The 13,071-nt window shown below is 68.8% G+C and carries 14 protein-coding genes; 5 read left to right on the top strand and 9 right to left on the bottom strand.

The features are described from left to right. Window positions 1–689: 689 nt before the first annotated feature. The 8 genes from OIE74_RS20105 to OIE74_RS20070 form a co-directional block, all read right to left on the bottom strand. Entirely contained in the window at window positions 690–1,139 is a 450-nt protein-coding gene (locus tag OIE74_RS20105; RefSeq protein WP_329385539.1) for a hypothetical protein, read from the bottom strand. A 214-nt stretch (window positions 1,140–1,353) separates the two neighbouring features. After that, a complete protein-coding gene (locus tag OIE74_RS20100; protein WP_329385537.1) occupies window positions 1,354–2,241 on the bottom strand; it encodes a protein kinase domain-containing protein in 888 nt (295 codons plus the stop codon). Beyond that, window positions 2,238–3,191: a hypothetical protein gene (locus OIE74_RS20095; protein WP_329385534.1), complete on the bottom strand. Its 954-nt coding sequence runs from the start codon at window positions 3,189–3,191 to the stop codon at window positions 2,238–2,240. The genes OIE74_RS20100 and OIE74_RS20095 overlap by 4 nt, the downstream gene beginning before the upstream one ends. Continuing rightward, window positions 3,188–3,409 carry a DUF5999 family protein gene (locus OIE74_RS20090; protein ID WP_329385531.1) on the bottom strand — a complete coding sequence of 74 codons (222 nt, stop codon included), beginning with the start codon at window positions 3,407–3,409 and terminating at the stop codon, window positions 3,188–3,190. The genes OIE74_RS20095 and OIE74_RS20090 overlap by 4 nt, the downstream gene beginning before the upstream one ends. Before the next feature lie 16 nt (window positions 3,410–3,425). After that, complete coding sequence (locus tag OIE74_RS20085) at window positions 3,426–3,785, bottom strand: hypothetical protein (RefSeq protein WP_329385529.1); 360 nt, start codon at window positions 3,783–3,785, stop codon at window positions 3,426–3,428. After that, window positions 3,782–4,258, bottom strand: a complete 477-nt coding sequence (locus OIE74_RS20080; protein ID WP_329385527.1) for a DUF6415 family natural product biosynthesis protein — start codon at window positions 4,256–4,258, stop codon at window positions 3,782–3,784. Before OIE74_RS20080 ends, OIE74_RS20085 begins: the two co-directional genes overlap by 4 nt. Beyond that, window positions 4,255–4,683: an ATP-binding protein gene (locus OIE74_RS20075; protein WP_329385523.1), complete on the bottom strand. Its 429-nt coding sequence runs from the start codon at window positions 4,681–4,683 to the stop codon at window positions 4,255–4,257. The genes OIE74_RS20080 and OIE74_RS20075 overlap by 4 nt, the downstream gene beginning before the upstream one ends. Further along, a complete protein-coding gene (locus OIE74_RS20070) occupies window positions 4,670–5,011 on the bottom strand; it encodes a hypothetical protein (protein ID WP_329385520.1) in 342 nt (113 codons plus the stop codon). The genes OIE74_RS20075 and OIE74_RS20070 overlap by 14 nt, the downstream gene beginning before the upstream one ends. A 914-nt stretch (window positions 5,012–5,925) precedes the next feature. On the opposite strand from OIE74_RS20070, the gene OIE74_RS20065 reads away from it, so the two are divergent. Further along, the gene (locus OIE74_RS20065; RefSeq protein ID WP_443076367.1) at window positions 5,926–6,492 is read left to right on the top strand and encodes an AbiTii domain-containing protein; all 567 of its coding nucleotides are present in this window, start codon (window positions 5,926–5,928) and stop codon (window positions 6,490–6,492) included. A gap of 453 nt (window positions 6,493–6,945) precedes the next feature. Here OIE74_RS20065 and OIE74_RS20060 read toward each other — a convergent pair whose 3' ends face one another. Next, complete coding sequence (locus tag OIE74_RS20060; RefSeq protein ID WP_329385517.1) at window positions 6,946–7,398, bottom strand: MarR family winged helix-turn-helix transcriptional regulator; 453 nt, start codon at window positions 7,396–7,398, stop codon at window positions 6,946–6,948. Between the two features lie 58 nt (window positions 7,399–7,456). Here OIE74_RS20060 and OIE74_RS20055 point away from each other — a divergent pair, with 58 nt between their 5' ends. The 4 genes from OIE74_RS20055 (at window position 7,457) to OIE74_RS20040 (ending at window position 12,911) form a co-directional block, all read left to right on the top strand. Continuing rightward, on the top strand, window positions 7,457–8,329 hold the full coding sequence (locus OIE74_RS20055; protein ID WP_329385515.1) for an SDR family NAD(P)-dependent oxidoreductase: 873 nt from the start codon (window positions 7,457–7,459) through the stop codon (window positions 8,327–8,329). 172 nt (window positions 8,330–8,501) lie between these two features. Continuing rightward, window positions 8,502–10,736, top strand: coding sequence for an MMPL family transporter (locus OIE74_RS20050; protein ID WP_329385512.1), 2,235 nt, complete (start codon window positions 8,502–8,504; stop codon window positions 10,734–10,736). 205 nt (window positions 10,737–10,941) lie between these two features. Next, the gene (locus OIE74_RS20045) at window positions 10,942–12,237 is read left to right on the top strand and encodes a sensor histidine kinase (protein WP_329385509.1); all 1,296 of its coding nucleotides are present in this window, start codon (window positions 10,942–10,944) and stop codon (window positions 12,235–12,237) included. Further along, complete coding sequence (locus OIE74_RS20040) at window positions 12,234–12,911, top strand: response regulator transcription factor (protein WP_329385506.1); 678 nt, start codon at window positions 12,234–12,236, stop codon at window positions 12,909–12,911. The genes OIE74_RS20045 and OIE74_RS20040 overlap by 4 nt, the downstream gene beginning before the upstream one ends. Window positions 12,912–13,071: the final 160 nt, after the last annotated feature.

Raw genomic sequence — 13,071 nt, 5'->3', positions numbered from 1 at the left:
AGGAGAGGTGTTCAGTGTCTGTACGCGGCGGCCGTTCAGATTCTGAACGGGCATTGCGGAGATCACTGCCACCGGTCTCCGAGTGACTGGATCAGGCGCGCGCAAGTGGACGACGGCGCCTTCCACTTCGTGGCCAGCGAGGCTCTCCGCCGTTCACTGGGTGAACAGGCTCTGCCTTCGATTGCGTCTCTGACTCTCGGCCGTATAGCCGCAGCGAATTCCAGTGGCAGGGCCGCCTTGCGGGTCTTGGCCGAGCAGGGCGACTTCGACCTGTTCCCCCGAGGTACGGCACTGTTCGTCTCTCCGGGAAACGGAGTTCGTGTTCCGAAGCGGAACGGGACAGCCGCAGGGCCTCGACGGTGGCAGAGCGTCCAGGACCAGCCGGAGCCGCGGTCACGAGCAACCACCTCTCCGACCTGGCATCTTCGGGGAGGTTGTCTACGTTGGCATGCTCTGCCGACGTTGCCCAGTCCTTCGTGGGTCTTTCCTGTCTGCCTGCGGCGAACTGGCAGCGCGGTCAGCAGGGCCGCCCCTTGTGGCGAGGCGGACGCCCGGGGTGGTGGCCGAGGACGGAGGTGTTGACGGGGCTCTGAGATGTCCGCGTCGTGGCCCTGCGCAGCGCGCGTTCACGGCAGGAAGACCGTGACCGGGGGAGGCTGCTGGCCAGGGATCCGGCCAATGGCTTCGGGTCAGGTCCGCTTGCGGTTCGCGATCTCGTCAGAGAGCTGCTGCACATGGGCGGGGTCCGCGTCCCGGGCAAGGGCAACGTAGTGGTCCATGACGGCCGGCCGGTAGCGCACGGGCAACGTCTGTCCTGGGGCGAGTCGGGTGAGTTCGGTGATCGTGAGGTCTTCGTCTGCGATACCGCGGAACGACATGCCGCCGGCGGTCTCCACGTCGAGCATCAGGACCACGCGTGGATTGCCGTTGACCTCCCGCCAGTCGACGAGAACGCCGAGCGCAAGCGCCCCCGTACGCAGTTCCGCATTGCGCTTCCGTGCATCACTGCTCAGGAGCGGGTTCGGGGCGACGCCCGGGAAGTCGGGCCCGACGCCGAGCGATTCCCGACTCAGGTCGGGCCTGAGCTGCGCCATCAGATCGTTGAGAGACGCCCTGCGCTTCTTCTTCGAACCGAACATCCTGACCCCTCCCTCACACCGGTGCCGGAATCTCGGCCTGGCGCTTCGCCCTCACTGCGATTGTACGGCGCGGCCATTCCCGACCACCGTCGCATCGCCCCGTCCCGATGGGGTCGCCGTCTGCGGTCGCGGACGGGCTCGGTCGAGAGCAACTGAAAACACGACACGGGACCAGAGTTCCAGCCAGAACGCCTCAACCTTTGCCAGACACGCCCTAGCTCAGTTCCTGGAACTGGTGGTGGAGTTGTCGGGCTGTTGGACGCTGGGCCCGGTCCTTGGTCAGGCCCGCCATGATGGTGTTCTCGAAGGCCGGGAATTGCCAGGGTCTGGTGGTGGTGAGGTCGCGGTAGTGGCCTTGGGCGAGTTCGGCGCGGAGGGCGGGGGTGCTGAGCTGGGTGTTCTTTTCGCTGATGGGGTAGATGCCGGTCCAGCAGGCGTAGATGGTGGCGCACAGGGACCAGACCTCTGATGAGGTGGTCAGTTCGAGGTGTTCGGTCGGCCGTGTGGCCAGTCGGCGGGCTGCCAGTTCGGGGGAGTTGAAGAAGTCGTACGCGCCCCGGTAGGTGACGGGGGCGGGGCCGGCGGGGGCCGGCGGCTGGGCCATGGCGAAGTCGAGCAGGTGTGCCCCGTCGTCGTGCAGGAGGAAGTGGACTTCCTGCATGTCGCCGTGGCGCCATCCGTTGTCGTGGAGGTCGGCGACAGCGGCGGCCATCGCCGCCGCGTAGCTGGCGGCGGTCCGGTCGCTGGGTGTGTGCCGCAGTTTCGCGAAGGCGGTGTCGGCTTCTTCGCCGGGCAGCCACCGCAGGGCAAGCCAACTGCCTTTGTGGTCAGGCAGTTCACCGTGCTGGTGGTAGAAGCCGGCGATGACGCCGTCTCGCTCCAGGGCCTTGAGGAGCTGGGCCTCGACGAGCGCGAGGCGTTCGGAGTCGACGTGGCCCTGGGGGTCGCTGCACGCTGTGGTGATCTTCAGCGCGTGCTGGTCGCCGTTTCCGCGGCGGACGTGCCACAGGGCCGTGCCTCGCCGGTCGGCCACCAAGCTGACGCGTGCGTCCGGGGCGTCGGGGCCGAAGGCGTCGGCGAGGATCTGCGGGTGGATGGTCATGCGGTGTCTCCGGCGGGCGATGGGGCGTCACGGTCTGCTGGTTGGTGACTGTAGAGGGACACGTGGTGCGTGCTGGTGGTGGTGAACGGGGAGTCGTCCCAGTTTGCGGTCCGGCGCTCCAGGCGCAGGCCGGCGAGCTGCGCCATCAGGTCGAGTTCGCTGGGGAAGGCGTAGCGCATGACGTTGGGGAGCAGACGGTAGCCGTTGGGGCCGATGCGTACTTCCTGGGCGTGGACGGTCTGTGCCACGGGGTCGTGGACGAAGGCCGACCATTTCAGGTGGTGTTCGCTCATCTCGCGGACGATCATCTGCTGGCGTTCGGCCGCCATGCCGGAGGTGTGCGGGACCGCGGCCTCGATCACGAGGCGCCCGTCGGGGGTGAGGTGCCTGGCGGCGCTTCGGAAGCAGCTGACCTGCGCTTGCTGGCTGGTGAGGAGGAAGAACGTACTGGCCGAGATGTAGATGAGCGGGTAGCGGATCCCGAGGTCGAACAGGGCCATGTCGCCCACGCGGGCCCGCACGGCGGGGCGGCCGGCGGGTGCCGGGCCTGGTGTTCTTCGAGGCGGCGGATCATCTCCGGTGAGGCGTCCAGCCCGAACACGCAGCAGATCCCTCGCCTGCCCGACCAGGACCAGCAGCCCCTCGTATGTCGCACCGGCGATGCTTCCGTCGGCAGGGCTCTGGACCGTGCCGATCAGATGCTGCCAACGAGCGGTGTCGCTGGGCGAGTCCGAGCATTCCTGAAGACGTTGACGGGGCAGGTCGATCCAGCGGCCGGTGACCTGCCATACGAGCCGGTAGCCGAGGACGACCGCGCCCATGGACGCGGCATCGGGCGCGCTCCCTACCGAACGGAGCTGGACAAGGGCCTGCCGCAGCCCCCGCTCACGGAACGCGGACGCCAGCCCGTCGGTGTCCGGCGCCGGGGCCGTGAGGGGATGCGCGGTCATGCCGCGACCACTCCCTTCAGCTGCATCGAAGGGGACGAAGGGAGAGGCCGGTGCGGGGCGATGACCTGCCCGTCGGGAAGCAGTTCACCGGTGTCCTCGAACAGCAGGACGCCGTTGCACAGCAGGCTCCACCCCTGCTCCGCACGGACGGACAGCGTGTGCGCCGCTTCACGGTCGGAGTCGACGGCCGCCGGGCACGGCGGCTGATGCATACACATAAGGGTCCTTCCGCGGCTACGTGGCCGGCAGTGAGGGAGTGATGGACGCGAGGCAGGAGTCCCTGAGCGGCAGGACGGAGACGACTCCGGCGGTCCAGGTCCAGCAGCCCGTCTCGGTGGGCAGCGTGAACTCGTACGGCCGGCCGCAGCGCAGCTCCTGGACCGCCACCGCCACGGCCCGGTGATCACCGAGCCAGGCCCAGGCCGTACCGAAGCTCTCCCGCCCCAGCCCAGGCAGGGCCGCTCGCACCGATTCCCGCATCCAGTCGACGGCCAGGCCCGGATACGGAGCGGTCGTACCGGTCGCGATACGCACACGCACCGGACCCAGGTAGCCGCGGTGGCACCAGTACGTACGGGGCAGCAACTCCGTCATGGCCGCACCCCGCCCAGAGCAGCCGGCGCCGCACCGGTGTGCCGGTCGTCGTCGCTCAGCAGCTCCAGCACGTCCAGGACGGCCAGAGCCAGGAGCCGCAACTGCCCCCGCGCCGAACCCAGCACACCGGGCACCGGATCGCCGAGCTGCCGCACGCGCCGCACCACGACGGCCAACTCATGAGCAGAATGGGCGGTGTTGCGCTGTACGGCGATGTTCACCAACTGGCCGACGATCTTGTGCAGTCGAGGCGTGAGCCTGTCGATGTCGTCCATCGACAGCGCCGTACCGGGGTCGAGAACCGCGTTCAGCACATCGTCGAGCTCGTCGTCCTCGATGAACGAGGTGTGCAGTCGTGCGAGGAGGCGTCCGACGGACCAGGTGTCGACGGAGAAGCCGGCCGGGGTGTCCAACTCGCCGCCGTGGTGCAGCGACTGGGGGACAAGAGGAGCGGGGGTGTCCAGTGCATTCATGCCTCTGCCTCCTTCGAAGTCGTACGGAATGCGATCCACACGCGCTTCCCGCGCCGGCCGGGGGCGAGTTCACTGCCCCAGCGGTCGACCACGGCCGTGACAAGCTCCAGCCCGCGACCGGACTCGTCCCCTTCACCGGCCAACCTGCGACGAGGCTGGACCAACGACGGATCACCGACTCCGATCAACAGCTCGTCGGCCGTACACCAGGCGGACAGGGTGACCGTTTCGTCGACGCCCCGGCAGCCGTGCTGGATCGCGTTCGCCATCAACTCGCCTGCCGCCAGCAGCGCCACATCGGCGAAGCTCTCCAGGCCCCAGGCGTCGAGCCGTTCGCGGACCGCGCGCTGAACGAGACGTACATGGGCGGCCTCGGCGGCGAACGCCACCTGAAAGAACCGCTCCCCCACCTCAGCCACCGCCACGGCCGAGCACCTCCCTGCGGGACCTCCTCGGCTCCAGCAGACAATGCGCCGCAGCACCAAGCACCTCGAACCGCCGGCGCACCTCCCGCAGATGCCTGCGCTCCAGCTCTATCTGGGCCTCCTTGAGCACCAGCACCGCCTGCGCATCGCCATGGGTGAGCAGCTTCATCACCAACTGCCACTGAGGCCGCTGCGCTCCCCGCGTCGCCAACGGGCACAGGTCGTACAACTCGGCGTGAACCACCCACCCCCGATCCAGCGCACGGGTACGCAACAGCCGCAGCGTCGTCACCGGATCACCCAGCTCATGACACGCGTAGAGCACCACCCGGGTACGAGGCCGGCTTACGGGTTCACCGGACTGCGGTAAACCCGCAGCCCGAGTCCCACCATGCGCCGTCGACCCCAGCGCCAGGGCGGTCCCCTCTCCCGCACGGGCACAGGTCAGGGCATCGTGCTCAGGCTTCACGGGAGACTTCCGTCATCGGCGAGGAATGGCTGACTTCGACGGCTGCGGCGTCAACTCCGTTAGGTGGGAAGGACCCTGGCTGATTCCGCGTGAGCGCATCGGGGAGCCTCATGGCCGACAAGGCGCCTGCACAGCGAAGGGCGGCCACCGGCATCGTCGCCGGGTTCGTGCTGCGCCTGATCAGGGAGAGCGTCCCCCGAACCCAGATCGAGTTGGCGGAAGGGCTTGGGGTCGACCTCGCTACGGTCCAGGGCCGCGAGTCCGGACGTCGCCCGCTGGCCCACATGAAGGCAGGCGCGCTCCTCGATCTACGCCGTCGGCTGCTCGCTTTGGGCCCGGACCCGACACTCCTCGGGCTGCTGGACGCCGCCATGGACGCCGATCGCATCATCGGCGCAACACTCCTCGCCTCGGAAGACGCTCAGCGCCATCCGCTCGCCGCGGCCCGGTGGCTTCCGCACCGCTACTCCCGGCACCCGATCGCAGTCTGTTCTTCTCCCGGCTCCGGGACTCCGCCGAAGCCGCCGAGCACGCCGGCGATAACGGGCTTCTGCCGCAGCGTCAGGCGCTCTACCTCAGCTCCTACGACAGAGCACCGGAAGCCACGTCGTGGACTGCCTACGCTCTGCACGCCCGCCGGGATCTGCTTGCCGCACGGGGCTGGACGCCCCACTGGGCAGCGGTGGCAGCGCGAGCGCCAACGTCAACGAGCCCGCGCCGACGGCTCCTCAACCAAGTGATCGCCCCGGGGTGGGCACGCCCACTCCGAGTCACTGAGGGCCTGGGCGCTACGGGAACTCCAGGGCTACGAGGGCACCGATGTGCCGATCCCCAACTACAGGCGAATCACAGCACCTCTGGTCATGGACGGGCTTATCGGGATGTACAAGTTCACGGAGCAGCCGGTCAGCATGTTCGACCTCCCGGATTTTGCCCGTGACAGCCTGGGCGACGAACTCCGGCTTGGGAAAGGCGTCGGCCAGATCGAGTCGCTCGTCACCAGAAGCGCCGGCCGGACCGTGCAGCTCGGGCCGACCATGGCTGCCGAGATCGCCGTGTTCATGAGCCAGAACTCCCCCCGGCAGGTGCTCAGGTTGTATTGGGCTGTCCATCCGTCGGCGTTGGAAGGCATTCTCGACCAGGTTCGTACCCGGCTGGTCCAGCTTGTCGGGGAGCTGCGGGCCTCCATGTCGCACGGTCAAAAGGACCCGACCCCTGGCCAGGTTGCCCAGGCCCTCCAGAACATCAATATCGTGACGGGCGACAACTCCTCTGTGACCGTCACTGCGCCTGTCGCCCTCGCCCACCATCGCGGATCAGCACGAGCCGAGATTGCATAGTATTCTCACGGCAGCTGACAAGCGCCGTTTATGCAGGTCAGATGGCATTACCGTCGCGCAATGCGCACCGTCTTGAAAACCGTCGTGGCAGCGATGTCACCGTGGGTTCAAATCCCGCACCCACCGCAGCAGGTCAGAGATTATGCGGGCCAGTGGACCAGGAGGGGTGCCTCCCATTCGGAGGCGCCCCTTCGGTTTTGTATCTGTCTCGCACTGTCCCGCCTGTAACCCGCCATTCGTCCGCAGCGTTGGTCCTGCTCTGGCTGCCGTGCTCGGCTGCTCCGTGGCCGGGAGTACCGCTGGTACAGCGCGAGTTCTTGTGATCCATGAGTCGCGACTGGCGCTCGTGCGGCCGCTGTTCGTCGATGCGCGGACCTGGCGGGTGGTGGAGTCGCGAGGGTGGTGTTACGAGCCATGGCCCGACGTGCGTGGGCGGTCGGACGCCTGGCCTCGTCAGTCTGTGAGTGCCGTGTCGAGGCGGGCCAGTGATGACTGCAGGCTTCTTAGCTGTTGCGGGTCCAGCGAGCCGAAGAGCTGGCGCAGGACATGGGAGCCCGCTTCTTCCGCTGCCGTCAGCGTGGTGCTGCCTGCGGCGGTCAGGGAGACGGTCTTGCGGCGGCGGTCGTCGGTGTCGTCGGTGCGGGAGACCAGGCCGAGGCGTTCGAGTCCTTCCACGATTTGGGTGACGGACCTGGGGGCCTGGCCGAGGGTGTCGGCGAGTTGGGCCTGGTGCAGGGTGCCGTGCGTGGCCAGGGCCTGGAGGACCTTGGTGCGGGACAGGGAGAGTCCCACGGTCGACTGCATGTGCCGGTCCACTGCTCCGCGCAGGCCGTGGGCGATGGTGAGGAAGGTCAGTCCTACCTGCTCAGGGCCCGTGTCGGCGGTGATCGCTTCGTGCTCGCTCATGGTGTCGGGTATCCTCCCACACAGAGGTCATGAGGTACCTCATGAATGGAGTGAAGTGATGACCCGTCCCGTTGCCGTGATCACTGGAGCCACCTCCGGCCTGGGCCGTATCGCCGCCCTCGACCTGGCCGGCCGCGGCTACCGCATCGGTGTGGTGGCCCGCTCCCGTACCAAGGCCGATGCCATCAGGAGTGAACTCAAGGCGGTGGCCGGTGGCGCGCCGGTCGACGTTTTCTACGCGGATCTGGGCCTGATCTCACACGCTCGACGGGTCGGACAGGAGATCGCCGCGTTCTACCCGCGTCTGGACGTGCTGGTCAACAATGCCGGGCTGCACGCCTTCTCGCAGCGCACCACCACCGAAGGCTTCGCGGACATGACGGCGGTCAACTATCTGGGTCCGTTCGTGCTGACCCAGGCCCTGACCGACCGGCTTCTGGGCTCGGGGCCGTCCCGGATCGTCAACGTCGCCTCCGAGGCGTCCCGGCAGGCGAAGTCGATCGCACCGGCGGAGGACCTGCGCAATGTCGCCCCTTACACCCGCCGGGCGTCGATGGCGCTGTACGGGCGGACCAAGCTGATGACGATCATGTGGACGCGGGAACTGGCCCGGCGTCTGGATCCCGCGAAGGTCACGGTCAACTGCTGTGATCCCGGCTTCAACGCCACCGGCCTGGGACGCGATCTGCCCGGATCCGGGGTGCTGCGGCGGGTGCTGAACACGCTGCGCGTCGGGGATCCGCGCAAGGGTGCGGGCATCATCGTCCGGCTCGCCACCGATCCCGCGTTCGCGCACACCAGTGGCGGCTATTTCTCCGTGCGCGATGCCAAGCCGCTGGAGTGCCCCGAGCCCGGGCGGGATCCCCGCGTACAGAAGGAGCTGTGGGATCAGACCATGGCGCTGCTGGCGGACCGCGGCGCGTTCGGCTGAGACCTGGCGGCTCCGTCTCAGGGAGGACGCCGGCAGGTACCGGGGTACTGGCCCCGGCGCGGATTCAGCCTTGAGTAGGTCATATCGGCCACGCCTGCCTTCTACGTTTTCATCCGGTGCCTGTCAGGCCCGCTTTCACACATCCTCTTTCTCCTGGTGGGAGTAACTTTTCGTGGCCACCTTTCTCTACCGGCTCGGCCGGCTCGCCTTCCGGCGGCGCTGGCGTGTGCTGTTGGCCTGGGTCGCGGTGCTGGTCGCCGCGGGCATCGGCATCAGCAGCGTCTCCGGCAGTACGACGGACGACTTCACCCTTCCCGGCACCCAGTCGCAGCGGGCCATCGACCTGCTGGAGGCGGAGTTTCCGCAGGCGTCCGCCTCGGGTGCCACCGCCCGCGTGGTCGTCGAAGCGCCGGACGGCGAGAAGCTGACGTCGGCCGCCTACAAGCCGCAAGTGGAGGCGCTGGTCGATGAATTGCGCACGGCGCCGCAGGTGGCCACTGTCGCCGATCCGTTCTCCAGCGGGCTGGTGTCCGCCTCGGGCGGCGTCGCCTACGCCCAGGTCACCTATGCGGTGCCGCAGGCGGAGATAACCACCGCTGCCTCCGACGCTCTGCGCGAGGTGGTGCGGCAGGGTGCGGAGGCGGGCCTGTCCGTCAGCCTGGGCGGCAACGCGGTTCTGGACGAGGGTGGGAGCAACGCCGCGGAGCTGATCGGCTTGCTGGTCGCCGCGTTCGTACTGGTGATCACCTTCGGTTCGCTGGTCGCGGCCGGGCTGCCGCTGCTGTCCGCGATCGTCGGCGTCGGAATCGCACTGTGCGGGATCACCGTCGCCTCGTCGTTCGTCGACATGGCCTCCAACGCGCAGACGCTGGCTCTCATGCTGGGCCTGGCGGTGGCAATCGACTATGCCCTGTTCATCGTCTCCCGCTACCGAAGCGAGTTGCTGCGGGGCCACCGGCCGGAGGAGGCGGTGGGCCGGGCCCTGGGGACAGCGGGATCCGCGGTGGTGTTCGCCGGCCTGACGGTAATCATCGCTCTGGTGGGTCTCTCCGTCATCGGCATCGCGATGCTGACCACCATGGGGCTGGCCGCGGCATTCGCCATCACCATCGCGGTCCTGGTCGCCCTGACCCTGCTGCCCGCGCTGCTGGGCTTCACCGGCACGCGCGTGGCCAACGGCCGCCTGACCACACGCCGGATGCGCGCCGCGGAGCGCGGTCGCCGCACCACGATGGGCGTGCGCTGGGGCCGCTTCGTCACCCGCCACCCCTGGAAGACGCTCCTGGCCTCCGTCGTCGGCCTCGGCGTGCTGGCCCTCCCGGCCCTGTCGCTGCGGCTGACCCTGCCGGACGACAGCATGGCCGCCCCGGGCAGCACCCAGCGCATGGCCTACGACACCCTCAGCAAGGGCTTCGGGCCGGGCTTCAGCGGCCCGCTGACCGTGGTCGTCGACGCGCGCAGCAGCGACGATCCCGAGGCGGCGGCGAAGGACACCACCGCTTTGCTGGACGGACTCGCTGATGTCGCCACCGTGCGACCGCCCGTCTTCAACCAGGCCGGTGACGTCGCCCTGATCACCGCCGTTCCGGGCAGTTCCCCCACCAGCCAGGCCACCGTGGATCTGGTCGCCGACATCCGTGAGCGCGGCACGGCCGCGGAGGGGGACGGCGGCGCGCAGGTGATGGTGACCGGCACGACCGCCCTCAACATCGACGTCTCGGCCAAGCTGGGCGAGGCGATGGTCCCCTACCTGGCCATCGTCGTCGGGCTCGCATTGATCCTGCTGCTGCTGGTGTTCCGCTCGCTGCTGGTTCCGCTCAAAGCCGCCCTCGGCTTCCTGCTCAGCGTGGTCGCCACCCTCGGTGTACTGGTTGCCGTTTTCCAGTGGGGCTGGCTCAAGGACGTGTTCGGCGTCGACGAGACCGCGCCGATCGTCAGTCTGCTGCCGATCCTGCTGATCGGCGTCGTCTTCGGCTTGGCCATGGACTACGAGGTCTTTCTCGTCTCGGGCATGCGCGAGGCGTACGTCCACGGCGCCTCGCCCACCGAAGCCATCGTCACCGGCTTCCGGCACGGAGCCCGCGTGGTCACCGCAGCGGCCATCATCATGATCTCAGTGTTCGCCGGGTTCCTCCTCGACGACGTCGCCCTGGTGAAGTCGATCGGCATGGGACTCGCCGTTGCGGTCCTCTTCGACGCGTTTGTCGTCCGTATGACCATCGTCCCGGCCGTGATGACCCTGCTCGGCGACCGGGCCTGGTCGCTTCCCGCCTGGCTGGACCGGATCCTGCCCAACGTGGATGTGGAGGGGGAAAAGCTGCGCCACATCCTCGACGACCGAGATCGGGGGGCGGGCGTGCCCGCCCCCGCAGGCCAGAAACCGGAGCCGGCTGCCCCCGTCGGCTGAACGCCCGGTGGGCCACACCCGTCGACCCTGTCCCTCCGAGGGCGGCGGGCGGCCCGGACTCGGGCAGCAGGAGGCCGGACCTCCCACCAGGCAGCTGCCCCGGCCCCCCTCCTACCCCGCCCGCCGGTTTCTCTCCCCCCGAGAGCCGGCGGGCGGCTCTTCCCCGACCTGGACCGCGAAGGCCCGACTACGAAGGCGCCCTGCCATGCCCGAGCCGATCAACCCGGTGCCCGCCTCCCGGACGGCCATGCACGCCGCCCGGCTGCCGCGCTCACTGACCAGCGATCCGGACCAGCGCGTGGCGGTGTCCATCATCAGCGGGCTTGCCGCATGGCGGATGCTCGACCAACAGCACCCCCAGCTGCGCCGGTGGGCCCTGCCCGCCTTCTGCTCCCTGTTGGCACTGCCCTCGCTGCTCAACCCGGCCAACCGCGCCCACCTGCCCAGCGAGATCGCCCTCACCCTCGCCTACACCGTGCCTCTGCTGTGGCGCGAACGGCACCCCGGCCTTGTGTTCGCCCTGACGACCATCGCCTCGGTGCTGGCCTTGCCCCTCCACGTACTCAACGGTGCCGACGCCGCCCGCATCGTCGCGCTGTACAACGTCAGCCGCTACGGCACGCCGCGCCAGCTGGCTGCCGCCTGCACCATCACGGCGGCACAACTCATCATGTGGGCCTCGGCGTTCTGGGGCAGTGGCCATCTCCAGCACGCCAAAAGACCCGAGATGATCACCCTGCTCACCATGCTGGCCGTCACCGCCTGCGCGGGCCTTGCCCTGACCGGGCGGCTGGCGAAGGCATACATCGTGGCCCTGGAGATTGAGCGAGACCAGCAGGCGCGGCTGGCGGCGGCGCGGGAACGCACCCGGGTGTCGCGCGAGATGCACGACATCCTCGGCCATACCCTCGCCGTGATCGTCGGTCTGGCCGACGGTGCCGCGGCCCTGGCCAAGATCCGGTCCGAACGCTCGGCCGACACCTTGCACATCATCGCCGACAGCGGGCGCGAAGCCCTCGCAGAGCTGCGCCGCCTCCTCATCGTCATCGACGACCGTGCTCTGGAAACGGACGTGCCGCTGGCGCCACAGCCGACTCTGGAAGATCTCACCGCGCTACTGACCCGTGTACGAGCCGCCGGCCCCGCCGCCACGCTGCGCACCGAGGGCGACCTGACCGCGCTCAGCAAAGGAGTGCAGCTCACGGCCTACCGCATCGTCCAGGAAGCGCTCACCAACACCCTCAAGCACGCAGCATCCAACACCCGCGTACAAGTGAACGTGACCACCGACGGCAGCACGGTGCACGTGAGCGTCGAAGATTGCGGACCGCCACGCCGCGCGGACACCGAACACCCCAGCGGCCAGGGCCTGGTCGGCATGCGCCAGCGCGCCGCCCTCTACCAGGGCCGGATCAGTGCCGGACCCACCCCCTCGGGCGGCTGGCGCGTACACACAGCTCTCAGCACCCCCACCGTCGCCATGGAGAAGCACCTCACATGACCACCGTCCTCGTCGTCGACGACCAGACCCTGCAGCGGCTCGGCTTTCGCATGCTGCTCGAAGCCCAGCCCGACATGACCGTCGTCGGCGAAGCCGCCCACGGACACGACGCCGTCCGCATGACCGCCGAACTGCGCCCCGACGTCGTGCTCATGGACATCCGCATGCCCGGCCTCAACGGCATCGAGGCCACCCGCCGCATCTCCGCATCGGGCGCCCGCTCCCGCGTCCTGGTTCTGACCACCTTCGACCTCGACGAGTACGCCTACGAAGCCCTGCGCGCGGGGGCCGCGGGCTTCTTCCTCAAAGACGCACGCCCCGAGGAACTGGTGGTCGGGATCCGCGCGGTGGCCGCCGGAGACTGTGTCACCTCACCGAGCCTGACCCGCAGGCTGATCAACGCGTTCACCACCTCACGGCCCCAGCAGCACCTCGACCCGGTCCATCTCAGCCGCGAGCAGCAACGACAACTGGCCCTCCTCACCGAGCGGGAACGCGAGGTACTCGCCGCCGTCGCCTGCGGATCGTCCAATGCCGAGATCGCCGCCCAACTCCATCTGGCCGAGTCCACGGTGAAGTCCCATGTCAGCCGCATCCTCGCCAAGATCAACGTCCGCGACCGCGTCCAGGCGGTCATCTTCGCGTACGACGTCGGTCTGGCCCGCCCCAACTGATCCCGCGCACAGCAGTCGCAGCCCCCGTCAGCAGCCGGGCCGGACGGCCAACTCCACCGCCCCTTCATCACCCACACCTCACCAGGAGCGACCGCCCCATGCCCAGGCACCCTCAACCCGCCCGCCGCCCATGCGCCCACACTGCGACCCCCGCCCCGGC

Source organism: Streptomyces sp. NBC_01716 (genome assembly GCF_036248275.1).
Taxonomy (GTDB): Bacteria; Actinomycetota; Actinomycetes; order Streptomycetales; family Streptomycetaceae; genus Streptomyces.
This window is presented reverse-complemented; position numbering and strand designations above follow the sequence as displayed.

Coding starts and splice junctions, on each gene's coding strand:
- OIE74_RS20105 (WP_329385539.1), bottom strand. CDS start 1,139: ATGTTCGGTTCGAAGAAGAAGCGCAGGGCGTCTCTCAACGATCTGATG.
- OIE74_RS20100 (WP_329385537.1), bottom strand. CDS start 2,241: ATGACCATCCACCCGCAGATCCTCGCCGACGCCTTCGGCCCCGACGCC.
- OIE74_RS20095 (WP_329385534.1), bottom strand. CDS start 3,191: ATGACCGCGCATCCCCTCACGGCCCCGGCGCCGGACACCGACGGGCTG.
- OIE74_RS20090 (WP_329385531.1), bottom strand. CDS start 3,409: ATGTGTATGCATCAGCCGCCGTGCCCGGCGGCCGTCGACTCCGACCGT.
- OIE74_RS20085 (WP_329385529.1), bottom strand. CDS start 3,785: ATGACGGAGTTGCTGCCCCGTACGTACTGGTGCCACCGCGGCTACCTG.
- OIE74_RS20080 (WP_329385527.1), bottom strand. CDS start 4,258: ATGAATGCACTGGACACCCCCGCTCCTCTTGTCCCCCAGTCGCTGCAC.
- OIE74_RS20060 (WP_329385517.1), bottom strand. CDS start 7,398: ATGAGCGAGCACGAAGCGATCACCGCCGACACGGGCCCTGAGCAGGTA.
- OIE74_RS20055 (WP_329385515.1), top strand. CDS start 7,457: ATGACCCGTCCCGTTGCCGTGATCACTGGAGCCACCTCCGGCCTGGGC.
- OIE74_RS20045 (WP_329385509.1), top strand. CDS start 10,942: ATGCCCGAGCCGATCAACCCGGTGCCCGCCTCCCGGACGGCCATGCAC.
- OIE74_RS20040 (WP_329385506.1), top strand. CDS start 12,234: ATGACCACCGTCCTCGTCGTCGACGACCAGACCCTGCAGCGGCTCGGC.